This is a genomic window from Streptomyces sp. Tu 2975 (genome assembly GCF_009832925.1).
Lineage (GTDB): Bacteria > Actinomycetota > Actinomycetes > Streptomycetales > Streptomycetaceae > Streptomyces.
In genome coordinates this window covers 5,667,330-5,685,943 of sequence record NZ_CP047140.1, presented here as the reverse complement: position 1 = coordinate 5,685,943, position 18,614 = coordinate 5,667,330, and the positions used below count along the sequence as shown (strand labels likewise).

The following is an 18,614-nucleotide window of genomic DNA, read 5'->3' as shown; positions in this document are numbered from 1 at the left end:
CCGTGACCTCCAAGCCGTCCAAGCTCGCCGCCGTGCTGCCCGATCTCTCCCCGCTGCGGTCGTCCCGCGGGTTCCGGCTTCTGTGGATACAAGGGCTGGTCACCTACTTCGCGAGCTTCATGGCGATGATCGCGCTGCCGCTGCAGATCAAGGACCTGACCGGATCGCCGCTCGCCGTGGGTGCGATGGGCGCGGTCGAACTGGTCCCGCTGATCGTCTTCGGCCTCTACGGCGGCGCCCTCGCGGACGCCGTCGACCGGCGCAGGATGATCCTCGGCACCGAGGCCGGTCTCGGGCTGCTGGCGCTGATCCTGCTCGTGAACGCGGCGCTGCCCGAGCCCATGCTCTGGCCCCTGTACCTGGTGGCGGCGGGCGTCTCGGCCTGTGCCGGGTTGCAGCGCCCGGCCCTGGACTCGCTGATCGCCCGCATCGTGCCGCACGACCAGCTCACGGCGGCCGCGGCGCTCAACGCGATCCGCTGGCAGGCGGGGGCGATCGCGGGTCCGGCGGTGGCGGGCGTCGTCGTCGCCTACGCCGGTCATGCGACGGCGTACGGACTCACCGTCGTCGGCTTCGCCGTCTCCGTGCTGCTGTGCCTGCGCCTGGACCCGGCGCCGCCGGCGCATGACGCGCAGAAGCCGTCCCTGCGGGGCATCGCGGAGGGCGCGCGGTACGCATGGTCGCGGCCGGTGCTGCTCGGGACGTACGCGATCGACCTGGCCGCGATGGTGTTCGCCTTCCCGAACACGATCTTCCCGTTCCTTGCGGACGACCTGGACGCGGAGTGGGCGCTCGGCCTCATGTACGCGGCGGGCTCGGTCGGCTCCGTGCTGCTCAGCCTCACCAGCGGCTGGACGTCCCGGGTACGCCGGCACGGCCTCTTCGTGGTCTTCGGCGCGGCCGGCTGGGGGCTGGCGGTGGCCGCGGCGGGATGGTTCTCGAACGTGTGGCTGGTGCTGCTGTGCCTGGCCTTCGCGGGCGCCGGGGACATGCTGAGCGGCCTCGGCCGCTCGACGATCTGGAACCAGACGATCCCCGAGTCCCTCCGTGGCCGCCTGGCGGGCATCGAGGTCCTCTCGTACAGCGTCGGCCCGCAGCTGGGCCAGGTCCGCGCCGGCGCGATGGCGGGCTGGACGGGCACCCGCCCGGCGATCTGGGGTGGCGGCGTGGTGTGCGTGGTGTCGGTGGGGGTGCTGGCGGCGGTGCTGCCGAAGCTGGTCACGTACGACGCGGAGACGGACGAGGACGCGGTGGCGCGGCGCGCGGCAGCGGGCGCGGTCGCGTGACGCCTGCGGCGGGCGTCTTCCCCCTCCCCGCCGCAGGCGGGGAGCATCGGTGTGCGGCTCCGCCGCGTGGGGGCGGGGAGGGGGAAACGCCTCGCGCAGCGGCCCCTAGTCGTCGGACGGCCGTGCCGCCCCGTCGTGCCAGCGGGGGTCGTTCTCCCACTCGAGATTCCGTTCCCGCGCCGTCTCCATCGCCTGCGTCGCCTCCGCGCGGGACGCGTACGGACCGAAGCGGTCCTTCGCGGGGCACTCGGGGCCTTCCTCGACCTTCTTGTGCTGGAGGCAGTAGTACCACTCGCCCGGCTTGCCCACCGTGCGCTTCTTGAACAGGGCCATCGTCGGCTCCTTCCTCTGAGGCCATGCTGCCCCAGCGGGCCTGGTTAGACTCGCTGCCATGTCTGGCCAGTCGCTGCTCGTACCAGGGGAGCTCTCTCCCACCCGATCCGTCCCCGGCAACATCCGGCGTCCCGAGTATGTCGGGAAACCCGCGCCGACCCCGTACTCCGGGCCGGAGGTCCAGGACTCGGACACCATCGAGCGGATGCGTATCGCGGGCCGCATCGCCGCACAGGCGATGGAGGAGGCCGCCAAGCACATCGCCCCGGGGTGACCACCGACGAACTGGACCGGGTCGCACACGAGTTCATGTGCGACCACGGCGCCTACCCGTCGACGCTCGGCTACCGCGGTTTCCCTAAGTCGCTGTGCGCCTCGATCAACGAGGTCATCTGTCACGGGATCCCGGACTCCACGGTGCTGCGGGACGGCGACATCGTGAACCTGGACGTCACCGCGTACATCAACGGTGTGCACGGCGACAACAACGCCACCTACCTCTGCGGTGACGTCGACGAGGAGTCGCGGCTGCTCGTGGAGCGCACCCGGGAGTCGCTGAACCGCGCGATCAAGGCGGTCAGGCCGGGCCGCCAGGTCAATGTCATCGGCCGGGTGATCGAGTCGTACGCCAAGCGCTTCGGTTACGGGGTCGTCCGCGACTTCACGGGGCACGGCATCAACTCGTCGTTCCACTCCGGGCTGATCATCCCGCACTACGACGCGGCGCACGCGACCACCGTGATCCAGCCGGGAATGACGTTCACCATCGAGCCGATGCTCACACTGGGGACGTACGAGTACGACATGTGGGACGACGGCTGGACGGTCGTGACGAAGGACCGCAAGCGCACCGCGCAGTTCGAGCACACGCTGGTGGTGACGGACACCGGGGCGGACATTCTTACGTTGCCGTGACGTCCGAGGTGGGTAACGTCTTTACCGACAGGTCGTCGGGAACACGTTGACTTAGGTAAGCCTAAGTCGCAGGATCGGTGGTGGCAACAGCCGCTGCCGTCCGTTCCTGACCGTTCGGTCCCTGGAGGCCCGCCTTGGATGCAACCGGCACGCCCTTCTCGACGCAGATCCGTCTCGCTTCGCACGAGCGCCACACGACCGTGCAGATGTCGTCCTTCATGGACGATCTGCTCGGCGGCCGGCTGAGCGTCGAGGCGTACGCGCGGTACACCGAGGAGCTGTGGTTCGTCTACCGGGCGCTGGAAGGCGCGGCCGAGACGTTGAAGGACGACCAGGTCGCGGGTCCCTTCATCCGGCCCGAGCTCATGCGCACCGCCGAGCTGGAGCGCGACCTCGGGCATCTGCGGGGCGCGGACGTCCGGCCGGAGGATCTCGTACCGCTGGCGTCGACGGCCGCCTACGCGGCCCGGATCGAGGAGTGCGCGCGGACCTGGCCCGCAGGCTATGTGGCGCACCACTACACCCGTTATCTCGGCGACCTCTCCGGCGGCCAGGTGCTGCGTGACGTGGCGGAGAAGACCTGGGGTTTCGACCGCAAGGGCGACGGCGTCCGGTTCTACGTCTTCGAGCAGATCACCAACCCGGCGGCGTTCAAGCGCGGTTACCGCGAGCTGCTGGACGCGGTCGACGTCGACGACCTGGAGAAGCAGCGGATGATCGAGGAGTGCCGGGTCGCGTTCGACCACAACGTGGCCATCCTCCGTGACCTCGAGCGGGAGTTCCCGCTCAGCGCGTGACCTCCGGCATGGTCACCGCGTGCGGCAGCCGGGGCCGCTCGCTGCGCTGGAGGGTCATCCGCGCGGCGGGAGCGGGCCGGTGCTCCTCGGCGGACGGGGGCGCGGACGCGGGCCCGGCGGCAAGTGCGGGTGCCGCGAGGCGTACGCGTCCGCCGATCTCCACGATGCCGTCAGGGCCGGGCGCGGTCAGGATCTGCGACCCCCGGCCCTGAGTGATGTTCAGCGCCCGGCCGAGCCGGTCGGTCAGCAGCAGCGCCGCCGCGCCCGTGGCCTCGTCCTCCACGGCGCGGTCGCCGCGCGGCCCGAAGGCGCGCGCCCGCACCCGGCCCGCCGCCTCGTCCTGCCACGCCCACGCGTACAGCCTGCCGTCGCCGGGCGACGGCAGGGGCAGCGCGTCGACCTCGGCGGGTGACGCGTACTGCTCGAGCCGCCGCGGCGGCGCCCATTCGGCACGGGCCGTGATCCAGGTGAACTCGCCGTCGTCGCGCACCCACACCTCGCCCGCCGGCGGACGCACGGCCTGAAGGTCCAGCAGCCAGGCCACGCCGACGAGGGGGTGGCCGGCGAAGGCCAGGCGCTGTGCGGGCGTGTAGATGTCGACGGTGCCGCGCTCCGGGTCGTCCACGAACACCGTCTCGCTGAAGCCCAGTTCGGCGGCGAGCGCCTGCCGGGACTCCCGGTCCGGGTGACGACGGGCGTCACGCACCACGCCGAGGGCGTTGCCGTGCCGCCCGTCACCGCCGCAGAAGACGTGGAGGACGTCGAGAACCTCGGGTACGCCGAGCGCGTCGCGTTCGTTCACGCAGGCATTCAAGCATCCCGGTTCAGGTACGGGCGGTCTCACGGCGGCGCACGCCGACCGGTCGCCGTGCTGCACGACGGCTCCGTCGCGGCGGGGCGGGGCGGCACGGGCCGCCGGCGCGGGGCGTGTTCGGCCTCAGGCCGGGCCGGCCGTCGTCGAGGTCACGGTGTGGGCGCTGTATCCGGTCCCGGCGTCCGGCCTGTCACGGGCCCCGGTAGGGTTCGGACGGTCCATGGGGGTCGAGGAGCAGAAGGCAACCGATGAGAAGGCTGGGTCGGGCGGCGACGGGTCTCGCGGCGACGGCGGTACTGTCCCTGACGGCGAGCGCGTGCGTGACGGTGCACGGGGAACTGGAAGTCGTCCCTTCGGCGACGAAGGACGAGGCGGCGAAGGCCCTCGCGGCGTTCACGGAGGCGTACAACAAGGCCGACAAGGCCTACGACCCGGCGTTGGACGCGGCTCATGTCACCGGTGCGCTCGGCGCGATCAACCAGGCCGGTCTCAAGGCCCGCCAGGTCAACTTCCCCGGCGGCAACCCGAACCATGTGCCGCTGGAGCTGACCGACGCGAAGTTCACCATCCCCAAGAAGGCGGGCTGGCCGCGCTGGTTCGTCGCGGACACCGACTCCAACCGCGACCAGGACGACAGCGCTGCGGACAACCGCTGGGTGCTGGTCTTCGTGCGCGCGGGCGCGGACGAGGGGTGGAAGGCCGCCTATCTGACGATCATGCTCCCGCAGCAGATCCCGGCCTTCAAGACGGACAAGGACGGTTACGCGGAGCCCGTCGCCCCGGACAGCGCTGCGACGGCGGTCGCTCCCCGGAACCTGAGCGAGGAGTACGCCTCGTACATGCAGAACGGGAAGCCGGACCACTTCAAGCCCGGCCCGCACACCTCCGCCTGGCGCGAGGACCGTAAGAAGAGCGAGAACGTGCCGGGGGTGCGCACCCAGTACCTCGATCAGCCGCTGGACACGGGCGACTTCGGGCCGCTGGGGCTGATGACGCGGAACGGTGACGCCTTCGTCTTCTTCTCGGTGCGCAACTTCGAACGCCAGACGGCCGCGGAGGGCGTGCGGCTGAAGGTCGTGCCGGACGTCAAGGCGCTGCTGACCGGTCAGGTGAAGGACACGATCACCAAGGAGCGGGTCTCCAGCCAGGCGGTCCTCGTTCCGCCGGGCAACGGTGGCGAGCCCGGCCAGGCGGTGGAGGTCGTGGGCCGTCTGACGGGTCTGACCGCGGCGAAGGGCTCGTGACCGGGTCCGCCGGTCAGCGGCGGGCGGCCGCCGTGCGGCGCACCGGACCGCGACCCGCGCGACGCCACGGGGCGGGGGTCAGCGGCCGAGAGGCCAGGCTGCCGCGTGGTGGTCGATGTCCTCGTTCTCGCCCGCGTATTTCGCGCAGGCGTCCGTCAGCGCCTCGAGCAGGGTGAGCGGGTCCGGCAGCGGATGCTCCGGGCCGCGGACCCAGTCGACCGCCAGGTCACCGTCGCCGGGGAGACGGGCGGGCGGTACGAGGACGTAGCTGCCGCGGCAGTGCCAGCGCAGCCCGGGATGCTCGTCCATTGTCTCGGGGTGGCAGTCCAGTGCGCAGGGCCACCACTCGTCCTCGTCCTCCGGGGTGCCCCGGGTGGCGGTGAAGAAGAGCATCCGGTCCTCGCCGACCTGGGCGACCGGGCCGACGTCGATGCCCCTCTCGAGCAGCCGGTCGAGCGCGCCCCGGCCGGCCTCCAGAGGGACGTCGAGCACGTCGTGCACCATGCCGGTGGCAGTGATGAAGTTCGCCTCCGGCTGGCCCTGCGCCCAGCGCTGGATCTGCGCCCTGTCGGTCGTGGACTGGGTCTGCCAGGCGAACGAGATCGGATGGGTGGCCGGCGTCGGACAGCCGATGCGCTCACAGGAGCAGCGGTAGCCGATCGGGTGGGCGGCGGGCGCGAGCGGCAGTCCGGCGGCGGCGGCGGCCAGCAGCAGGTCCTCGCGCTGCGGGTCCTCCACGTCGGTGTTCCCGCTGCGGCGGCGCAGCCACTGCGCCAGCCTGCTCTCCCGGGAAGGCCTGCCCTCCGTGCCGCGGTAGCGGCCGATACCGTCGCCCATCTATCCCCTCACACCTCACGCTCGCCCACGCGGACCCTGCCATGGTCCCACCATCCTGCTCCCCGGGTGGCCACAGTCCTCAACCGGGGTGGGGCACGACGTCATCCCGGGGGCGCACGGGATCAGTCGCGGGGCGCGAGACCGTTCACGGCACAGTCCACGATCTGGTCGGCGTACTCGTGCGTGAGGGGCAGGGTGCGCAGCAGCCAGCGGTGGGCGAGCGGCCCGGTGAAGAGCTCGAGGGCGACGCGCAGGTCGATCCCGGACCGCACCTGGCCCGCCTCCTGTGCGGCGCGCAGCCGTGTGACGTAGAGCTGGAGCTGGGGCTCGAGCAGCCTTTCGACGAACTGGGCGCCGACCTCCGCGTTGACCACTCCCTCTGCGGTGAGCGCACGGGCGGGGGCGTCGTAGACGGGGGTGTTCATCTCGTCGACGGTGGCACGCAGGACCGTGCGGAGGTCGGCCTCGAGGTCGCCGGTGTCGGGGATCTCATAGCCGCCGGGCCCGGCCGCCTCCGCCGCCTGGTCCGCCATGTCGAGGAACGCCTCGAGGAGCACGGCCGCCTTGGAGGGCCACCAGCGGTAGATCGTCTGCTTGCCGACCCCGGCACGGGCGGCGATGCCTTCGACGGTGGTCTTCGGGTAGCCGATCTCACCGACGAGGGCGAGGGCCGCCGCGTAGATCGCGCGCCGGGAACGTTCGCTGCGGCGGGCGGAGTCGGGTGCCTTCATCTCGGTCATGGCGGCCAATCTAGCAACGCTGAACCGAGACGTCTCGTCTCACTCCGGTGTGCGGGGCGGCCAGGCGTCGCCCCATTCGGCGTCCCTGGCGTCCTTGTAGAGCGCCCCGTGCCGCTTGGTCACCGTGTCCCGGCGCAGACCGTCGTCCGTGGTGCAGAGGTCGAGCAGCACCATGCCCTTGCGGATCTGCGGCTTGCGGGTGACCCGGGCGGTCGCCGGCTCCACGGGGAAACGGGTGGCGGCCACGTAGCTGAACTTCTCGTCCTCGTAAGCCAGCGAGCCGCCCTTCACCTGGCGGTGCAGGGACGAACGGGAGACGCGGGCGGCGAAGTGGCACCAGTCGGAGCCCGGCTCTATGGGGCAGGCGGCGCTGTGGGGGCAGGGCGCGGCGACGTGCATCCCGGCGGCGATCAGGGCGTCGCGGGCCTCGATGGTCCGCTCGTAGCCGTCGGGGGTGCCGGGCTCGACGATGACGACGGCGCCTGCGCCGGCCGCGCGCGCGGACTCCGCGACGACGGCGGCGCGGGCGGCGGGGTCGAGCTCCTTGAGCACGTACGACACCGTGACGAGATCAGTGCTCTCGATACGGAGCGCCGAGCTGATCCGCGAGCGCTGCCACTGGGCGGCCTGGAGGGAGGGCACCTGCGAGGCGCGGGCCAGCTCACGGCCGAGCGCGAGCGCGGGCTCGGCCCAGTCCAGGACGGTCGTGCTCGGCGCCGCCTCGTCCCACGCGTCGGCGACCGCCCAGCTCGCGGCGCCGGTCCCGCCGCCGATGTCGGTGTGCGTGCCCGGCACCCAGCCGGGCGCCGCGGCCCGCAGCGCGTCGAGCGCGGCCCGCACCGCCTCGAAGGTGGCGGGCATCCGGTACGCGGCGTAGGCGACGACGTCGCTCCGGTCCCGCAGGATGGGCGCGCCGGTGGGGGTGTCCCCCCGATAGTTCGCGATCAGCCGCTCGACCGCCTGCGCGGCCTGCGTGGGCGGCAGCCCGTCCAGCAGCCCGGCGAGGGCGCTGCGCAGGGTCTCGGCGGTGGGGGCGGGGGCGGCGTTCACCGGAAAAGTGTACGCGTGGCGGGCGGCACGCCCGACGTCCTGACGGGGGCGCGATGTCCTGGCGCGGGCCGCGCTGACGGCGCCACCGCGTCCTGGCGGGGCCGCTGCGCCCGGGCAACTTGAGCCCCGCCGGCGATGGAGGCGCAGGGGGTCCGGGGGCAGCGCCCCCCGGTTCGGGACGGGACGGGGCGGCTAGGGGAACGAGCCCGCCGCAGGCGCCCCGCACCCGCACCCGGCTCATGCACCCCCCTCAGACCACCCCCGCCTTCCCTCTCCACGGCCTGCACAGCAGCAAGAAGCACAGCAGCGAGCCCACCCCGCACACCACCTGCACGACCGCCATCGGCACCGCCGTCGCCTCGCCCGCGATGCCCACCAGCGGCGAGGCGACCGCGCCGACGAGGAAGGACGCCGTGCCGATCAGTGCCGACGCCGAGCCCGCCGCGTGCGGGGTGCGCAGCAGGGCCAGCGCGTTGGTGTTGGGCATCGCCAGCCCCATCGCGGACATCAGGACGAACAGGCCCGCCGCGACCGGGAACAGTCCCACCTCTCCGAAGACGCCCGAGGTCAGCAGCAGCAGCGCGGTCGCCGCGAGCGTGATCACCGCCAGGCCGAAGCCGAGAGCCTTGTCGAGGCTGACCCGGCCGACGAGGAGCCGGCCGTTGATCTGGCCGACGGCGATCAGGCCGATCGAGTTGAGGCCGAAGAGCAGGCTGAAGGTCTGGGGCGACGCGCCGTAGATCTCCTGCACGACGAACGGCGAGGCCGAGATGTACGCGAACAGCGCGGCGAAGGCGAGCCCGCCGCTGAGCATGTAGCCGGTGAAGACCCGGTCGGCGAGGAGCCCGCGCATGGTGCGCAGCGCCTGGCCCACTCCGCCGCTGTGCCGCTTCTGTACCGGCAGGGTCTCGTCGAGCCATTTGACGACCACGAGCGTGAGCAGGACGCCGACGACGGTGAGGACCACGAAGATGCCGCGCCAGTCGGTGACCCTCAGCACCTGCCCGCCGATGAGCGGGGCGATGACGGGCGCGACGCCGGATATGAGCATCAGGGTGGAGAAGAACCGGGCCATCTCCACGCCGTCGTAGAGGTCGCGCACGACCGCTCGGGCGATGACGATGCCGGCCGCGCCCGCGAGGCCCTGCAACAGCCGGAAGCCGATGAGCAGTTCGACGGTCGGTGCGAAGGCGCACATCGCTGTGGCGACGACGTAGACGAGCATGCCGACGAGCAGCGGGCGGCGGCGTCCCCACTTGTCGCTCATGGGGCCGACGACGAGTTGGCCGAGGGCCATGCCGGCGAGGCAGGCGGTGAGGGTGAGCTGGACGGTCGCCGCGGGTGCGTGCAGCGAGTCGGTGACCGCGGGCAGCGCCGGGAGGTACATGTCCATGGACAGCGGCGGCAGCGCTGTGAGGCCGCCGAGGACGAGTGTGACGAGGAGCCCCGCCCGGCGTGCGGCGGCGACGCCGGCGGCTGCCGAACCGGCGACGGAGCCGGTGACGGAGCCGGTGACAGCGGCCCCGGCTGCGACCGTTGCGGCATCCCGCGGCGCGGGGACCGCAGCGGAGGCCGGGGGCGTGGATGCCGGTCCGGGATGAGTGGTTCGTCCTTGTTCGCTCTGGCCGCTCTCCGGCATCAACAGCTCCTAATCCTATTTTCAACATCTATGCTCTCAGCTCGTCCGGACTGATCGAGACCTTTCGGCGTGACAGGGGTGGACGAGTGATGAGCAACACCGTGCGGTGGGGCGTACTGGCGACCGGCGGCATGGCCGCGAGGTTCGTCGAGGACCTGGGGGCCATGCCCGACGCCGAGGTCGTGGCGGTCGCCTCCCGCACCGAGGCGTCCGCCAAGACCTTCGCCGACCGTTTCGGCATACCGCGGGCGTACGGGGACTGGGCCTCGCTGGCGGCCGACGAGGACGTCGACGTGGTGTACGTCGCAACGCCGCACTCCGCGCACCGGGCCGCCGCCGGGCTCTGTCTGGCGGCCGGGAAGCCGGTGCTGTGCGAGAAGCCGTTCACCCTGAACGCGGCCGAGGCGGCGGAGCTCGTCGAACTCGCCCGCCTCCACGGCACGTTCCTCATGGAGGCCATGTGGATGTACTGCCACCCGGCCGTCCGCCGCATCGCCGAACTGGTCCACGAGGGCGCCATCGGTGACGTCCGTACCGTGCAGGCCGACTTCGGGATCGCGGGCCCCTTCGCCCCGGGCCACCGGCTGCGTGACCCCGCGCTCGGCGGCGGCGCGCTGCTCGATCTCGGGGTCTACCCGGTCGCGTTCGCGCTGCTGCTGCTCGGCGAGCCGGAGCGGGTCCAGGCGGACGCGCTGCTGTCCCCGGAAGGCGTGGACCTCAACACCGGGATGCTGCTCGGCTGGCCGGACAAGGGAGCGACGGCCCTGCTGTCCTGCTCGATCACGGCCGGCACCCCCGTCACGGCGTCCGTGACAGGGACGGCCGGCCGGATCGACGTCCCGGACGGGTTCTTCTTCCCCGAGCGCTTCGTCCTGCACCGCGACGGCAAGGAGCCGGAGGAGTTCCTCTTCGACGGCCGCCGTGACTCGCTGCACCACGAGGCGGCCGAGGTGATGCGCGCCGTGCGGGCGGGAGAGAAGGAGTCGCCCCTCGTCCCGCTCGACGGCACGCTCGCCGTGATGCGGACGCTCGACGCGGTACGTGAGCGCATCGGCGTCCGCTTCCCCGGCGAGCGCCACGGCGGATGACGGCACGCACCACCGCCTGACCCCGCCGACAGCGGGCACCGGTGACAGGACCGGCCCGGGCCGTCCGACACGCCGTCGCACGACGTGCCGGACGCAGGTCAGACCTGCTGAAGCCCGGGGTTCCCCGCCTGCGTCACGAACGACGCGGTCGTGGTGACGGGCGCGCCCGGCGTCGTCACGGCGGCCACCGTGCGGAAGTCGGCGCGCGCCTGCTGCTCTTCGAGGGTGACCGTCACATAACCGCGGCGCCCGTTGTAGAACTTCATGTGCGGGTTCGCCGTGGTGTACGTCTCCCAGGTGGCCGGTTTGTCGGCGCCGTCCTTGCCGCTGGAGATGGACGTGGCCACGATCTCGGTGCCGACGATCTCCGCGCCGGGCGTCTCGTAGTCGCGCTTGATGTCGTAGGCGTACGCGACGTGCACGTCGCCGGTGAGGACCATCAGGTTCGCCACACCGGCGGACTTCGCGCCGTCCAGGACACGGTCGCGGGAGGCGGGGTAGCCGTCCCACGCGTCCATGCTGAGCTTGGGGTCGTCGGTCAGGTCCAGGCTGCGCCGGGAGAAGTTGACCTGCTGGGGCACGACGTTCCACACGGCGGTGGACGCTCGCCAGCCGTCGATCAGCCAGCGCTCCTGCTGCGCGCCGGTCATCGTGCGCGACGGGTCCTCCGACTCGGGTCCCGAGACGTGCGCCCGGTCTCCGTACGCCTGGTCCGAGCGGTACTGGCGGGTGTCGAGCACGTCGAACTGGGCCAGCTGCCCGAAGTGCAGCCGACGGTAGAGCTGCATGTCCGGTCCGGACGGCTGCTGCGGCGCGCGCAGCGGCTGGTTCTCCCAGTACGCCCGGTAGGCGGAGGCCCGGCGCAGCAGGAACTCCTCCGGCGGTACGCCGTTCTCCGGCGTCTCGTCGGCGTAGTTGTTCTCGGTCTCGTGGTCGTCCCAGGTGACGACGAATGGGTGCGCGGCGTGGGCGGCCCGGAGGTCGGGGTCGGACTTGTACAGGCCGTACCGCAGCCGGTAGTCCTCCAGGGTGACCGTCTCACGGTCGAAGTGGGCCGGCAGGACACGGTCGGTGTAGTTGCGGGCGCCGCCCGCCGAGTTCACGGCGTACTCGTAGAGGTAGTCGCCGAGGTGGAAGACGACGTCGAGGTCCTCGTCCGCGAGGTGCCGGTACGCGGTGAAGTAGCCGTCGTGGTACGCCTGGCAGGACACGGCCGCGAGCTTCAGCCGGCCGAGTACGGCGCCGGGCGCGGGAGCGGTGCGGGTGCGGCCGGCGGGGCTGATCCAGGTGCCGGTGCGGAAGCGGTAGTGGTAGACCCGGTCCGCCGCCAGGCCCGGGGCCTCGACGTGGACGCTGTGGCCGAACTCGGGGTGGGCGGTGACGCTGCCCCGCTTGGCGATCCGGGCGAACGCGGCGTCGTGGGCGACCTCCCACTGGACCTGGACCCGGGCGTCAGGCATGCCGCTGCCCGGTTCGTACGGCCTGGGCGCGAGGCGGGTCCACAGCACGACGGACCCGGGCCGGGGGTCACCGGACGCCACGCCGAGCGTGAAGGGGTTCTCGGTGAGCTTGCGGCCGTCGACCGTACCGGCGTGCGCGGTACCGGGCAGGTTCACCGCGAAGGCGAGCGCGGCGGCGGCGGACGTGGTGGTGAGGAAGGTGCGTCGCCCGAAGTGCCGGGCGGCGGCTCTGAGCTCGGGCGAGTGGATCGTGTGCGCGGGTGTCATGTGGCCCTCCCCTTACGGCTGTTGTCAGTCGCATTGGAGCCGGAGCCGACGAATCCGCGTTGTCGGGGACACAACATCCGCATGGCGGTCGGATGAGATCCGTGTACGACGCATGCGCGTACGCTGCGCAAGCATGAACGCTGTAGTGAGAATCGCGGTGGTGACCGGTGCGGGCTCCGGCATCGGCCGGAGCGTGGCACTGGAACTGGCACGGGCCGGACAGGAATCGGCCACCGGTTCGACTGCCCGCCCGAGGTGGGCACTGGCGCTCGCCGGTCGGCATGACGAGTCGCTGGAGGAGACCGCGGCACTGATCCGTGACGTCCGGCCCGACGCGGACGTGGTCCGTGTGCCGACGGATGTGACCGACCCCGAGGCGGTGAGGGCCCTGTTCGCCACGGTGCGCGAGCGCTACGGGCGGCTCGACCTGCTCTTCAACAACGCGGGCACGTTCGGGCCCGGCGGCATCCGCTTCGAGGACCTGGAGTTCTCCGCCTGGCGCAAGGTCGTCGACACGAACCTGAACGGCGCGTTCCTGTGCGCACAGGCGGCGTTCCGCCAGATGAAGGACCAGGACCCGCAGGGCGGCCGGATCATCAACAACGGCTCCGTCTCCGCACACGCGCCGCGCCCGAACTCCGCGCCGTACACCGCGACCAAGCACGCCCTGACCGGCCTGACGAAGTCCCTCTCGCTGGACGGCCGTCCGTACGCGATCGCCTGCGGCCAGATCGACATCGGCAACGCGGCGACCGAGATGACCGACGCCATGCAGTCGGGCGTCCTCCAGGCCGACGGCCGGCTGGCGCCGGAGCCGGTGATGGACGCGGCCGACGTGGCCCGGACCGTACGGCACATGGCGGAACTGCCGCTGGAGGCGAACGTGCAGTTCGTGACGGTGATGGCGACGAACATGCCGTTCATCGGGCGGGGCTGACGGGACGGCCGGTACCGCGAGGACGTCGGGGACCGGTGCCTCCGCCTTCTCCGCCGCCGGCCGCAGCGCCGTGGGACCCTGCGGTCATGGAGCACACGGACACCGGCTGGGAGACGATCGGCCGCCTGCACGACTGGCTGCACGCGCACACCAAGTACCCGCCGGAGCAGGAGGTCCTGCTGCGCGTACTGAAGCTCTCCGAGGAGGTGGGCGAGGTCGCAGAGGCGGTCATCGGCGCGAAGGGCCAGAACCCGCGTAAGGGCACGACACACACCTGGCAGGACGTCGAGGCCGAGCTGTGCGACGTGATCATCACGGCCATGGTGACACTGCGCACGCTCAGCCCGGACGCGGCGGAGGTCTTCGCGTCACACCTCGACCGCGTGGCGTCCCGCTCACTCAGCGGGCCCGCGGAGCCTCAGTCCTTGTAGTCGGGCGCCACGCGGTCGAGGAGGCGCAGCATCGCCGCCCACGCCAGGTCGTAGGCGCCGTCGTCCTCGAAGTCGCCGGTCTCCTCCCCGGAGAGCTGCCGCGCGGTGTACTCGCACACTTCCGCGGACGGCACGACGAGCGGCACGCCTCCGGCCTGGGCGGTGACCTGGATCTCGCACGCCTTCTCCAGGTAGTACATGCGCAAGAAGGCCTGCGCCGCGCTCTCACCGACCGTCAGCAGGCCGTGGTTGCGCAGGATCAGCGCCGGGTGGGGGCCGATGTCGGCGACGAGCCGCCGCTGCTCGTCGAGGTTGAGGGCGACGCCCTCGTAGTCGTGGTATCCGACGCGGTTGTGGAACTCCATCGACATCTGGTTCAGCGGCAGCAGCCCACCCTGCTGGGCGGCCACGGCGCAGCCCGCCTTGGTGTGGGTGTGCAGGACGCATCGGGCGTCCTGCCGTGCCGCGTGGATGGCGCTGTGGATGACGAAGCCGGCGGGATTGACGGGATACGGCGTCGGCTCCACCGGGTCGCCCCCCAGGTCGATCTTGACGAGGTTGGACGCGGTGATCTCCTCGAAGAGGAGCCCGTAGGGGTTGATGAGGAAGTGATGGTCGGGGCCGGGCAGCCGCAGCGAGATGTGGGTGAAGATCAGGTCCGTCATCCGAAAGTGCGCCACGAGCCGGTACACGGCGGCCAGTTCGCGACGCAGCCGCAGCTCCTCGTCGGCCGTGGCGGGGGCTTGTGCGGTCTCGGCGGGCAGTACGGCGGTCATCGGGCGGCTCCTTCGGCGGACGCGGGGACAGCGGGGGGTGCGGTGGGATCGACGACCGGGGTGAGCGGACGGCCGGTGCGGTGCCAGACGATGACGTTCTCTGCCGGCCGGCACACATAGGCCCGGCGTGAGGTGTCGGACAGATAGGCGCTGTGCGGGGACAGCCGGATGTCCGGGTGGCCGCGCAGCGGGTCGCCCGGGGGCGGCGGTTCGACGGGGAAGACATCGAGCGCGGCACCTGCGAGCCGTCCGCTGCCGAGGGCGTCCAGCAGGGCGGCGGTGTCGACGAGTTCGCCGCGGGAGACGTTGACGAGCAGCCCACCGGGCCGGATCAGGCCGAGCAGCCGCGCGCCGGCGAGACCACGCGTCGCGGGGGTGAGCGGTACGTGCAGGGAGAGCACGTCGGTGGCGGCGGCCAGCGGCTCGAGGTCGTCGTACCGCTCGACGCCGGCGGGCCAGTCCGCCTGCGAGGCGTGCGGGTCGTACGCGGCGATCCGCCCGAACACCGGGGCGGCGATCGTCGCGAGGCGGCGGGCGATGCGGCCGAAGCCGACCAGGCCGAGGGTCAGTTCGCTCGCGCGGCGCGGCAGCCCACCCGCCGCGAACTCCTCGTTCCAACCGCCCGACCTGACGGCTGCGTCGGCCTGCGGGAGGCGGCGGACCATCGACAGCGCGGAGGCAAAGGCGTGCACGGCAACGTCCTCGGTGGCCGCGGACGGGAGGTTGGCCACCCACACGCCGCGCCGCCGGGCCGCCTCGGTGTCGACCATGTCGTATCCGGCAGACATGGTGGCGATCATCCGCAGGGCGGGAAGGCGGTCGAGCAGCGCGGCGTCGACGCGTGCGTACCCGACGATCAGCGCGGCGGCGTCGGCAGCGGACGGCGCGATGACGTCGGGGTCGCGGCTGCCGGCGATCCGCACCGCGAAACCGGCGTCCTCGAGCATCCGTACGCCAGGTTCCGGATCGAGGTCCTCGGTGTCCGTGAAGACGGCTACGGGCCGGCCCATTCGATCCTCCGCAGATGATTCGTCGGCTAGGTACCGCCTGAACGTACGATTCGTCTCACAGGATTGTCCAGCGCCAGCCGTGGCGTACGCCCGTGACGCACCTCACGTTCGAGTCGCCTCGGGCGGCGGTTGTCCGAGAATGTCAGCGGACCCGGGCTCGGCACAGCAGCCAGGGCCGCCGAACCGAGGGGATCAGCCCAGGTGGATCTGGACCGCATCGACCTGGCCGTCGTCCGCGAACTGCAGACCGACGGCCGTCTCACCTACGAGACACTGGCGCAGCGCGTGGGCCTGTCCCGCCCCGCGACCCGGGCCCGTGTGCAGCGGCTGCTCGACTCCGGGGCGGTCCGGGTCGTCGCCGTCGTCCACCCGGTGGTCCGCGGGCTGACGGCGTCCGCACATCTGTCGATCGACACGCACGGCCCGGCGGAACGGGTGGCGCGGGAGATCGCGGCGATGCCCCAGGCTCCCTTCGTCACGCTCACCGCCGGACGGCGGGCCGTCATGGCCGAGCTGCGCACAGAGGGCTTCGACGCCCTGGACCGCGCGATCGAGCGGGTGCGGTCACTGCCCGGCGTCTCCACCGTGGACCCGCTGATCAGCGTCCGGCACATGAAGGACCCCTACCTGCTGGCCGACAACCCGGGCGCGCACGAGCTGGACGACACCGACCGGACGATCCTGAACGAGCTGGAGCAGGACGGCCGCCTACCCTTCGCCGAGCTGGCCGAGCGGGTCGGCCTGTCGCCGGGAGCCACCCGCTCGCGGACCCTGCGCCTGCTGGAGGGCGGGGTCGTGAAGGTGCTCGCCCTGGTGCGGCCCGAGCTGCTGGGCCTCGGCTACCTCTGCGGTTTCGCCGTACGGGTCGACGGCGAGCGCGAACCGGTCGCCTCCACGCTCGTGGACTGGAAACGCGTGTCCTTCCTGTCCGCGTGCAACGGCCGCGCCGAACTCGTCGGCACGATCAGCGCGGAGTCGCTCGGCGCGGTCCGCGCCACCCTCGACGACATGCGGACCTGCCCGGGAGTGCGCGGCGTGGAAAGTTGGGTGCACCTGGAGCTGATCAAGGAGCGCTACGACATGGACGCGCCGAACCGCAGGGGTCCGGCGGCCCCGTGAACGGACCGGACAGCGCCGACCAACCCTACTCGCAGACGATCCGTAGGTGAGAGAGTCCAGAACTTCCGAAGATTGATCCACGCAACCCTCTGGCCAACTTGTCGTTCGTTACCTATCGTCCAGACGAACGAATCAGCCGTTGCGCGTCGCCTTGGTCGACCCCGGCGTTCCCCATGGCCGAAAAGGACCCTCATGCACAACCCTTCCGCCGATCCCCGTAACGACCGCACCCTCCTGGTGACCGGTGCCGCCGTGGCGGTGGCCGGCACCGCCGCGCGCGCGGAGGCCGTCGCCGTACGCGGCGACCGGATCGTGCACGTCGGCACCGCCGACGACGCCCGCGCGGCCCTCGGTGGCCGGGCGGACAAGACGCTGGAGCTGGACGGCGGACTCGTCCATCCCGGGTTCGTCGACGCCCACTGCCACCCGGTGATGTACGGGCAGGCACTGGCCTGGGTCGACTGCCGCCCCGAGCGCGTCCCCGACATCGACACCCTGGTGGCCGTGCTGTCCGAGGCAGCCCGCGACCTGCCCGCCGGCGTGCCCGTGCGCGGCTTCGGCTACGAGCACCGCCGCCTCGCCGAGCGCCGCCACCCCACCTGCCACGACCTCGACCGGATCGCCACCGACCGCGAGGTGTACGTGATGAACGCCTCCGGCCACGGCGGCGTCGTCAACACCCACACCCTGCGCGCCTGCTCCATCACCGCGGGCACGCCCGACCCGGACGGCGGCTCCATCGGCCGCTTCGAGAGCGGCGAGCCCGACGGTCAGCTGTGGGACGCGGCCTGCGACCGGCTCACCGGCCCCGGCGGAGTGAAGATCGGCAACCACGGCCCGAACTTCCACCTCTCCGAGCCGGACGACATCATGGCCGACCACCTGCTGCGCGCCCAGGAGACCTTCCTCGCCGCCGGTGTGACCACGGTCGGCGACGCGCAGGCCTCGCGCCGCGAGATGGAGACGTACCTGCGGGCCCGCGAGAGCGGTGCCCTGCGGATGCGCGTCTCGGCGTACCTCACCTCCGCCCTCCTCGACACCGCCCTCGACCTCGGCGTCGTCCATGGCTTCGGCGACGACCTGTTCCGCGTACAGGGCGTGAAGTTCTACGCGGACGGCACGCTCGGCGGCTGGACGGCCTACTTCCCCGAGGGCTACGCGGCCGACTGCTGCCACCACGGGCAGCTCTACCACTCGGCCGAGGAGTACACGGAGATCGTGCGCCGCGCCCACTTGGTCGGACTACAGACGGCGACGCACGCCCAGTCGCCGTTCGCCATCGGCATGGTGCTCGACGCCATCGAAAAGGCGCAGGCGGACGTCCCGCGCGCCGACATGCGCCACCGCATCGAGCACTGCGGGCTGCCCACCGACGAGCAGATCACCCGCATGGCCGGCCTCGGCGTCGTACCGGTCATGCAGCCGCAGCACCACCTGCGCACCGGCGACGGCACGCTCACCGCCGTCGGCGACCTGGGCCACCGCTACAACCCGGCCGGCGCGTGCCTGCCGGCCGGTGTCCCGGTGGTGTTCTCCTCCGACGCGCCGGTCGCGCCGCCCGCGCCGCTGGAGGCCGTGTCCGCCGCCGCGACCCGGCGCACCGTCCTCGGCACCGTGCTCGGCGACGCGTCGCTGCGCCTCCCGGTGGCCGACGGCCTGCACGCGCACACGGCCGCCGCCGCACGCGCCCTGCACCGGGAGCACTCGGTGGGCTCGCTCGCAACCGGGATGCTCGCGGACTTCGTGGTCCTCGACTCCGACCCCCTGGACGCCGACCCCGCCGAGCTCGCGTCGATCGCTGTGCGCGAGACCTGGATCGGCGGGTCACGTGCGTGGGCCGCCCCCGGTCGCTGAGCCCCCGCTCCCGTCGG

17 protein-coding genes and 1 pseudogene are annotated in these 18,614 nt (G+C 72.2%); 9 read left to right on the top strand and 9 right to left on the bottom strand.

Going from position 1 to position 18,614, the window contains the following annotated elements; all coding sequences use genetic code 11:
• Window positions 1–2 precede the first annotated feature (2 nt).
• Window positions 3–1,286: an MFS transporter gene (locus tag GLX30_RS25230; RefSeq protein WP_159692615.1), complete on the top strand. Its 1,284-nt coding sequence runs from the start codon at window positions 3–5 to the stop codon at window positions 1,284–1,286.
• A 105-nt stretch (window positions 1,287–1,391) separates the two neighbouring features.
• Here GLX30_RS25230 and GLX30_RS25225 read toward each other — a convergent pair whose 3' ends face one another.
• A complete protein-coding gene (locus GLX30_RS25225) occupies window positions 1,392–1,619 on the bottom strand; it encodes a hypothetical protein (RefSeq protein ID WP_159692613.1) in 228 nt (75 codons plus the stop codon).
• Between the two features lie 58 nt (window positions 1,620–1,677).
• Between GLX30_RS25225 and map the strand changes: the two are divergent.
• Both map and GLX30_RS25215 read left to right on the top strand, forming a co-directional pair.
• A pseudogene (gene map / locus GLX30_RS25220) lies at window positions 1,678–2,534 on the top strand (type I methionyl aminopeptidase).
• 134 nt (window positions 2,535–2,668) lie between these two features.
• Window positions 2,669–3,331, top strand: coding sequence for a biliverdin-producing heme oxygenase (locus GLX30_RS25215; protein ID WP_159692611.1), 663 nt, complete (start codon window positions 2,669–2,671; stop codon window positions 3,329–3,331).
• Here the strand turns inward: GLX30_RS25215 and GLX30_RS25210 are convergent.
• Window positions 3,321–4,133 (bottom strand): PhzF family phenazine biosynthesis protein, encoded by an 813-nt coding sequence (locus GLX30_RS25210; RefSeq protein WP_159692609.1) that lies wholly within the window; start codon window positions 4,131–4,133, stop codon window positions 3,321–3,323. The genes GLX30_RS25215 and GLX30_RS25210 overlap by 11 nt on opposite strands.
• 260 nt (window positions 4,134–4,393) lie before the next feature.
• On the opposite strand from GLX30_RS25210, the gene GLX30_RS25205 reads away from it, so the two are divergent.
• The gene (locus GLX30_RS25205; protein WP_159692607.1) at window positions 4,394–5,389 is read left to right on the top strand and encodes a hypothetical protein; all 996 of its coding nucleotides are present in this window, start codon (window positions 4,394–4,396) and stop codon (window positions 5,387–5,389) included.
• A 78-nt stretch (window positions 5,390–5,467) separates the two neighbouring features.
• Here GLX30_RS25205 and GLX30_RS25200 read toward each other — a convergent pair whose 3' ends face one another.
• From GLX30_RS25200 to GLX30_RS25185, 4 genes are all read right to left on the bottom strand, one after another.
• Window positions 5,468–6,226, bottom strand: coding sequence for a bifunctional DNA primase/polymerase (locus GLX30_RS25200; RefSeq protein ID WP_159692605.1), 759 nt, complete (start codon window positions 6,224–6,226; stop codon window positions 5,468–5,470).
• Window positions 6,227–6,348: 122 nt separating this feature from the next.
• A complete protein-coding gene (locus GLX30_RS25195) occupies window positions 6,349–6,966 on the bottom strand; it encodes a TetR/AcrR family transcriptional regulator (protein ID WP_159692603.1) in 618 nt (205 codons plus the stop codon).
• Between the two features lie 39 nt (window positions 6,967–7,005).
• The gene (locus GLX30_RS25190; RefSeq protein ID WP_159692601.1) at window positions 7,006–8,016 is read right to left on the bottom strand and encodes a small ribosomal subunit Rsm22 family protein; all 1,011 of its coding nucleotides are present in this window, start codon (window positions 8,014–8,016) and stop codon (window positions 7,006–7,008) included.
• A gap of 250 nt (window positions 8,017–8,266) precedes the next feature.
• Window positions 8,267–9,655, bottom strand: a complete 1,389-nt coding sequence (locus GLX30_RS25185; protein WP_159692599.1) for a Bcr/CflA family multidrug efflux MFS transporter — start codon at window positions 9,653–9,655, stop codon at window positions 8,267–8,269.
• An 89-nt stretch (window positions 9,656–9,744) separates the two neighbouring features.
• Here GLX30_RS25185 and GLX30_RS25180 point away from each other — a divergent pair, with 89 nt between their 5' ends.
• The gene (locus GLX30_RS25180; RefSeq protein WP_159692597.1) at window positions 9,745–10,743 is read left to right on the top strand and encodes a Gfo/Idh/MocA family oxidoreductase; all 999 of its coding nucleotides are present in this window, start codon (window positions 9,745–9,747) and stop codon (window positions 10,741–10,743) included.
• Between the two features lie 98 nt (window positions 10,744–10,841).
• Here the strand turns inward: GLX30_RS25180 and GLX30_RS25175 are convergent, their stop codons facing one another.
• Entirely contained in the window at window positions 10,842–12,470 is a 1,629-nt protein-coding gene (locus GLX30_RS25175) for an alkaline phosphatase D family protein (protein WP_159692595.1), read from the bottom strand.
• A 133-nt stretch (window positions 12,471–12,603) separates the two neighbouring features.
• Between GLX30_RS25175 and GLX30_RS25170 the strand changes: the two genes are divergently transcribed.
• Window positions 12,604–13,407 carry an SDR family oxidoreductase gene (locus tag GLX30_RS25170; RefSeq protein ID WP_208545483.1) on the top strand — a complete coding sequence of 268 codons (804 nt, stop codon included), beginning with the start codon at window positions 12,604–12,606 and terminating at the stop codon, window positions 13,405–13,407.
• Between the two features lie 86 nt (window positions 13,408–13,493).
• Entirely contained in the window at window positions 13,494–13,838 is a 345-nt protein-coding gene (locus tag GLX30_RS25165; protein ID WP_159692593.1) for a MazG-like family protein, read from the top strand.
• On the opposite strand, the gene GLX30_RS25160 is transcribed toward GLX30_RS25165, so the two are convergent.
• Window positions 13,826–14,614 (bottom strand): class II aldolase/adducin family protein, encoded by a 789-nt coding sequence (locus GLX30_RS25160; protein ID WP_159692591.1) that lies wholly within the window; start codon window positions 14,612–14,614, stop codon window positions 13,826–13,828. The two genes, GLX30_RS25165 and GLX30_RS25160, sit on opposite strands and share 13 nt — an antisense overlap.
• Window positions 14,611–15,624 (bottom strand): C-terminal binding protein, encoded by a 1,014-nt coding sequence (locus GLX30_RS25155; protein WP_159692589.1) that lies wholly within the window; start codon window positions 15,622–15,624, stop codon window positions 14,611–14,613. Before GLX30_RS25155 ends, GLX30_RS25160 begins: the two co-directional genes overlap by 4 nt.
• Window positions 15,625–15,825: 201 nt before the next feature.
• On the opposite strand from GLX30_RS25155, the gene GLX30_RS25150 reads away from it, so the two are divergent.
• Both GLX30_RS25150 and GLX30_RS25145 read left to right on the top strand, forming a co-directional pair.
• Window positions 15,826–16,743: an Lrp/AsnC family transcriptional regulator gene (locus GLX30_RS25150; RefSeq protein WP_159692587.1), complete on the top strand. Its 918-nt coding sequence runs from the start codon at window positions 15,826–15,828 to the stop codon at window positions 16,741–16,743.
• A 192-nt stretch (window positions 16,744–16,935) separates the two neighbouring features.
• Entirely contained in the window at window positions 16,936–18,597 is a 1,662-nt protein-coding gene (locus GLX30_RS25145; RefSeq protein WP_159692585.1) for an amidohydrolase, read from the top strand.
• Window positions 18,598–18,614 lie beyond the last annotated feature (17 nt).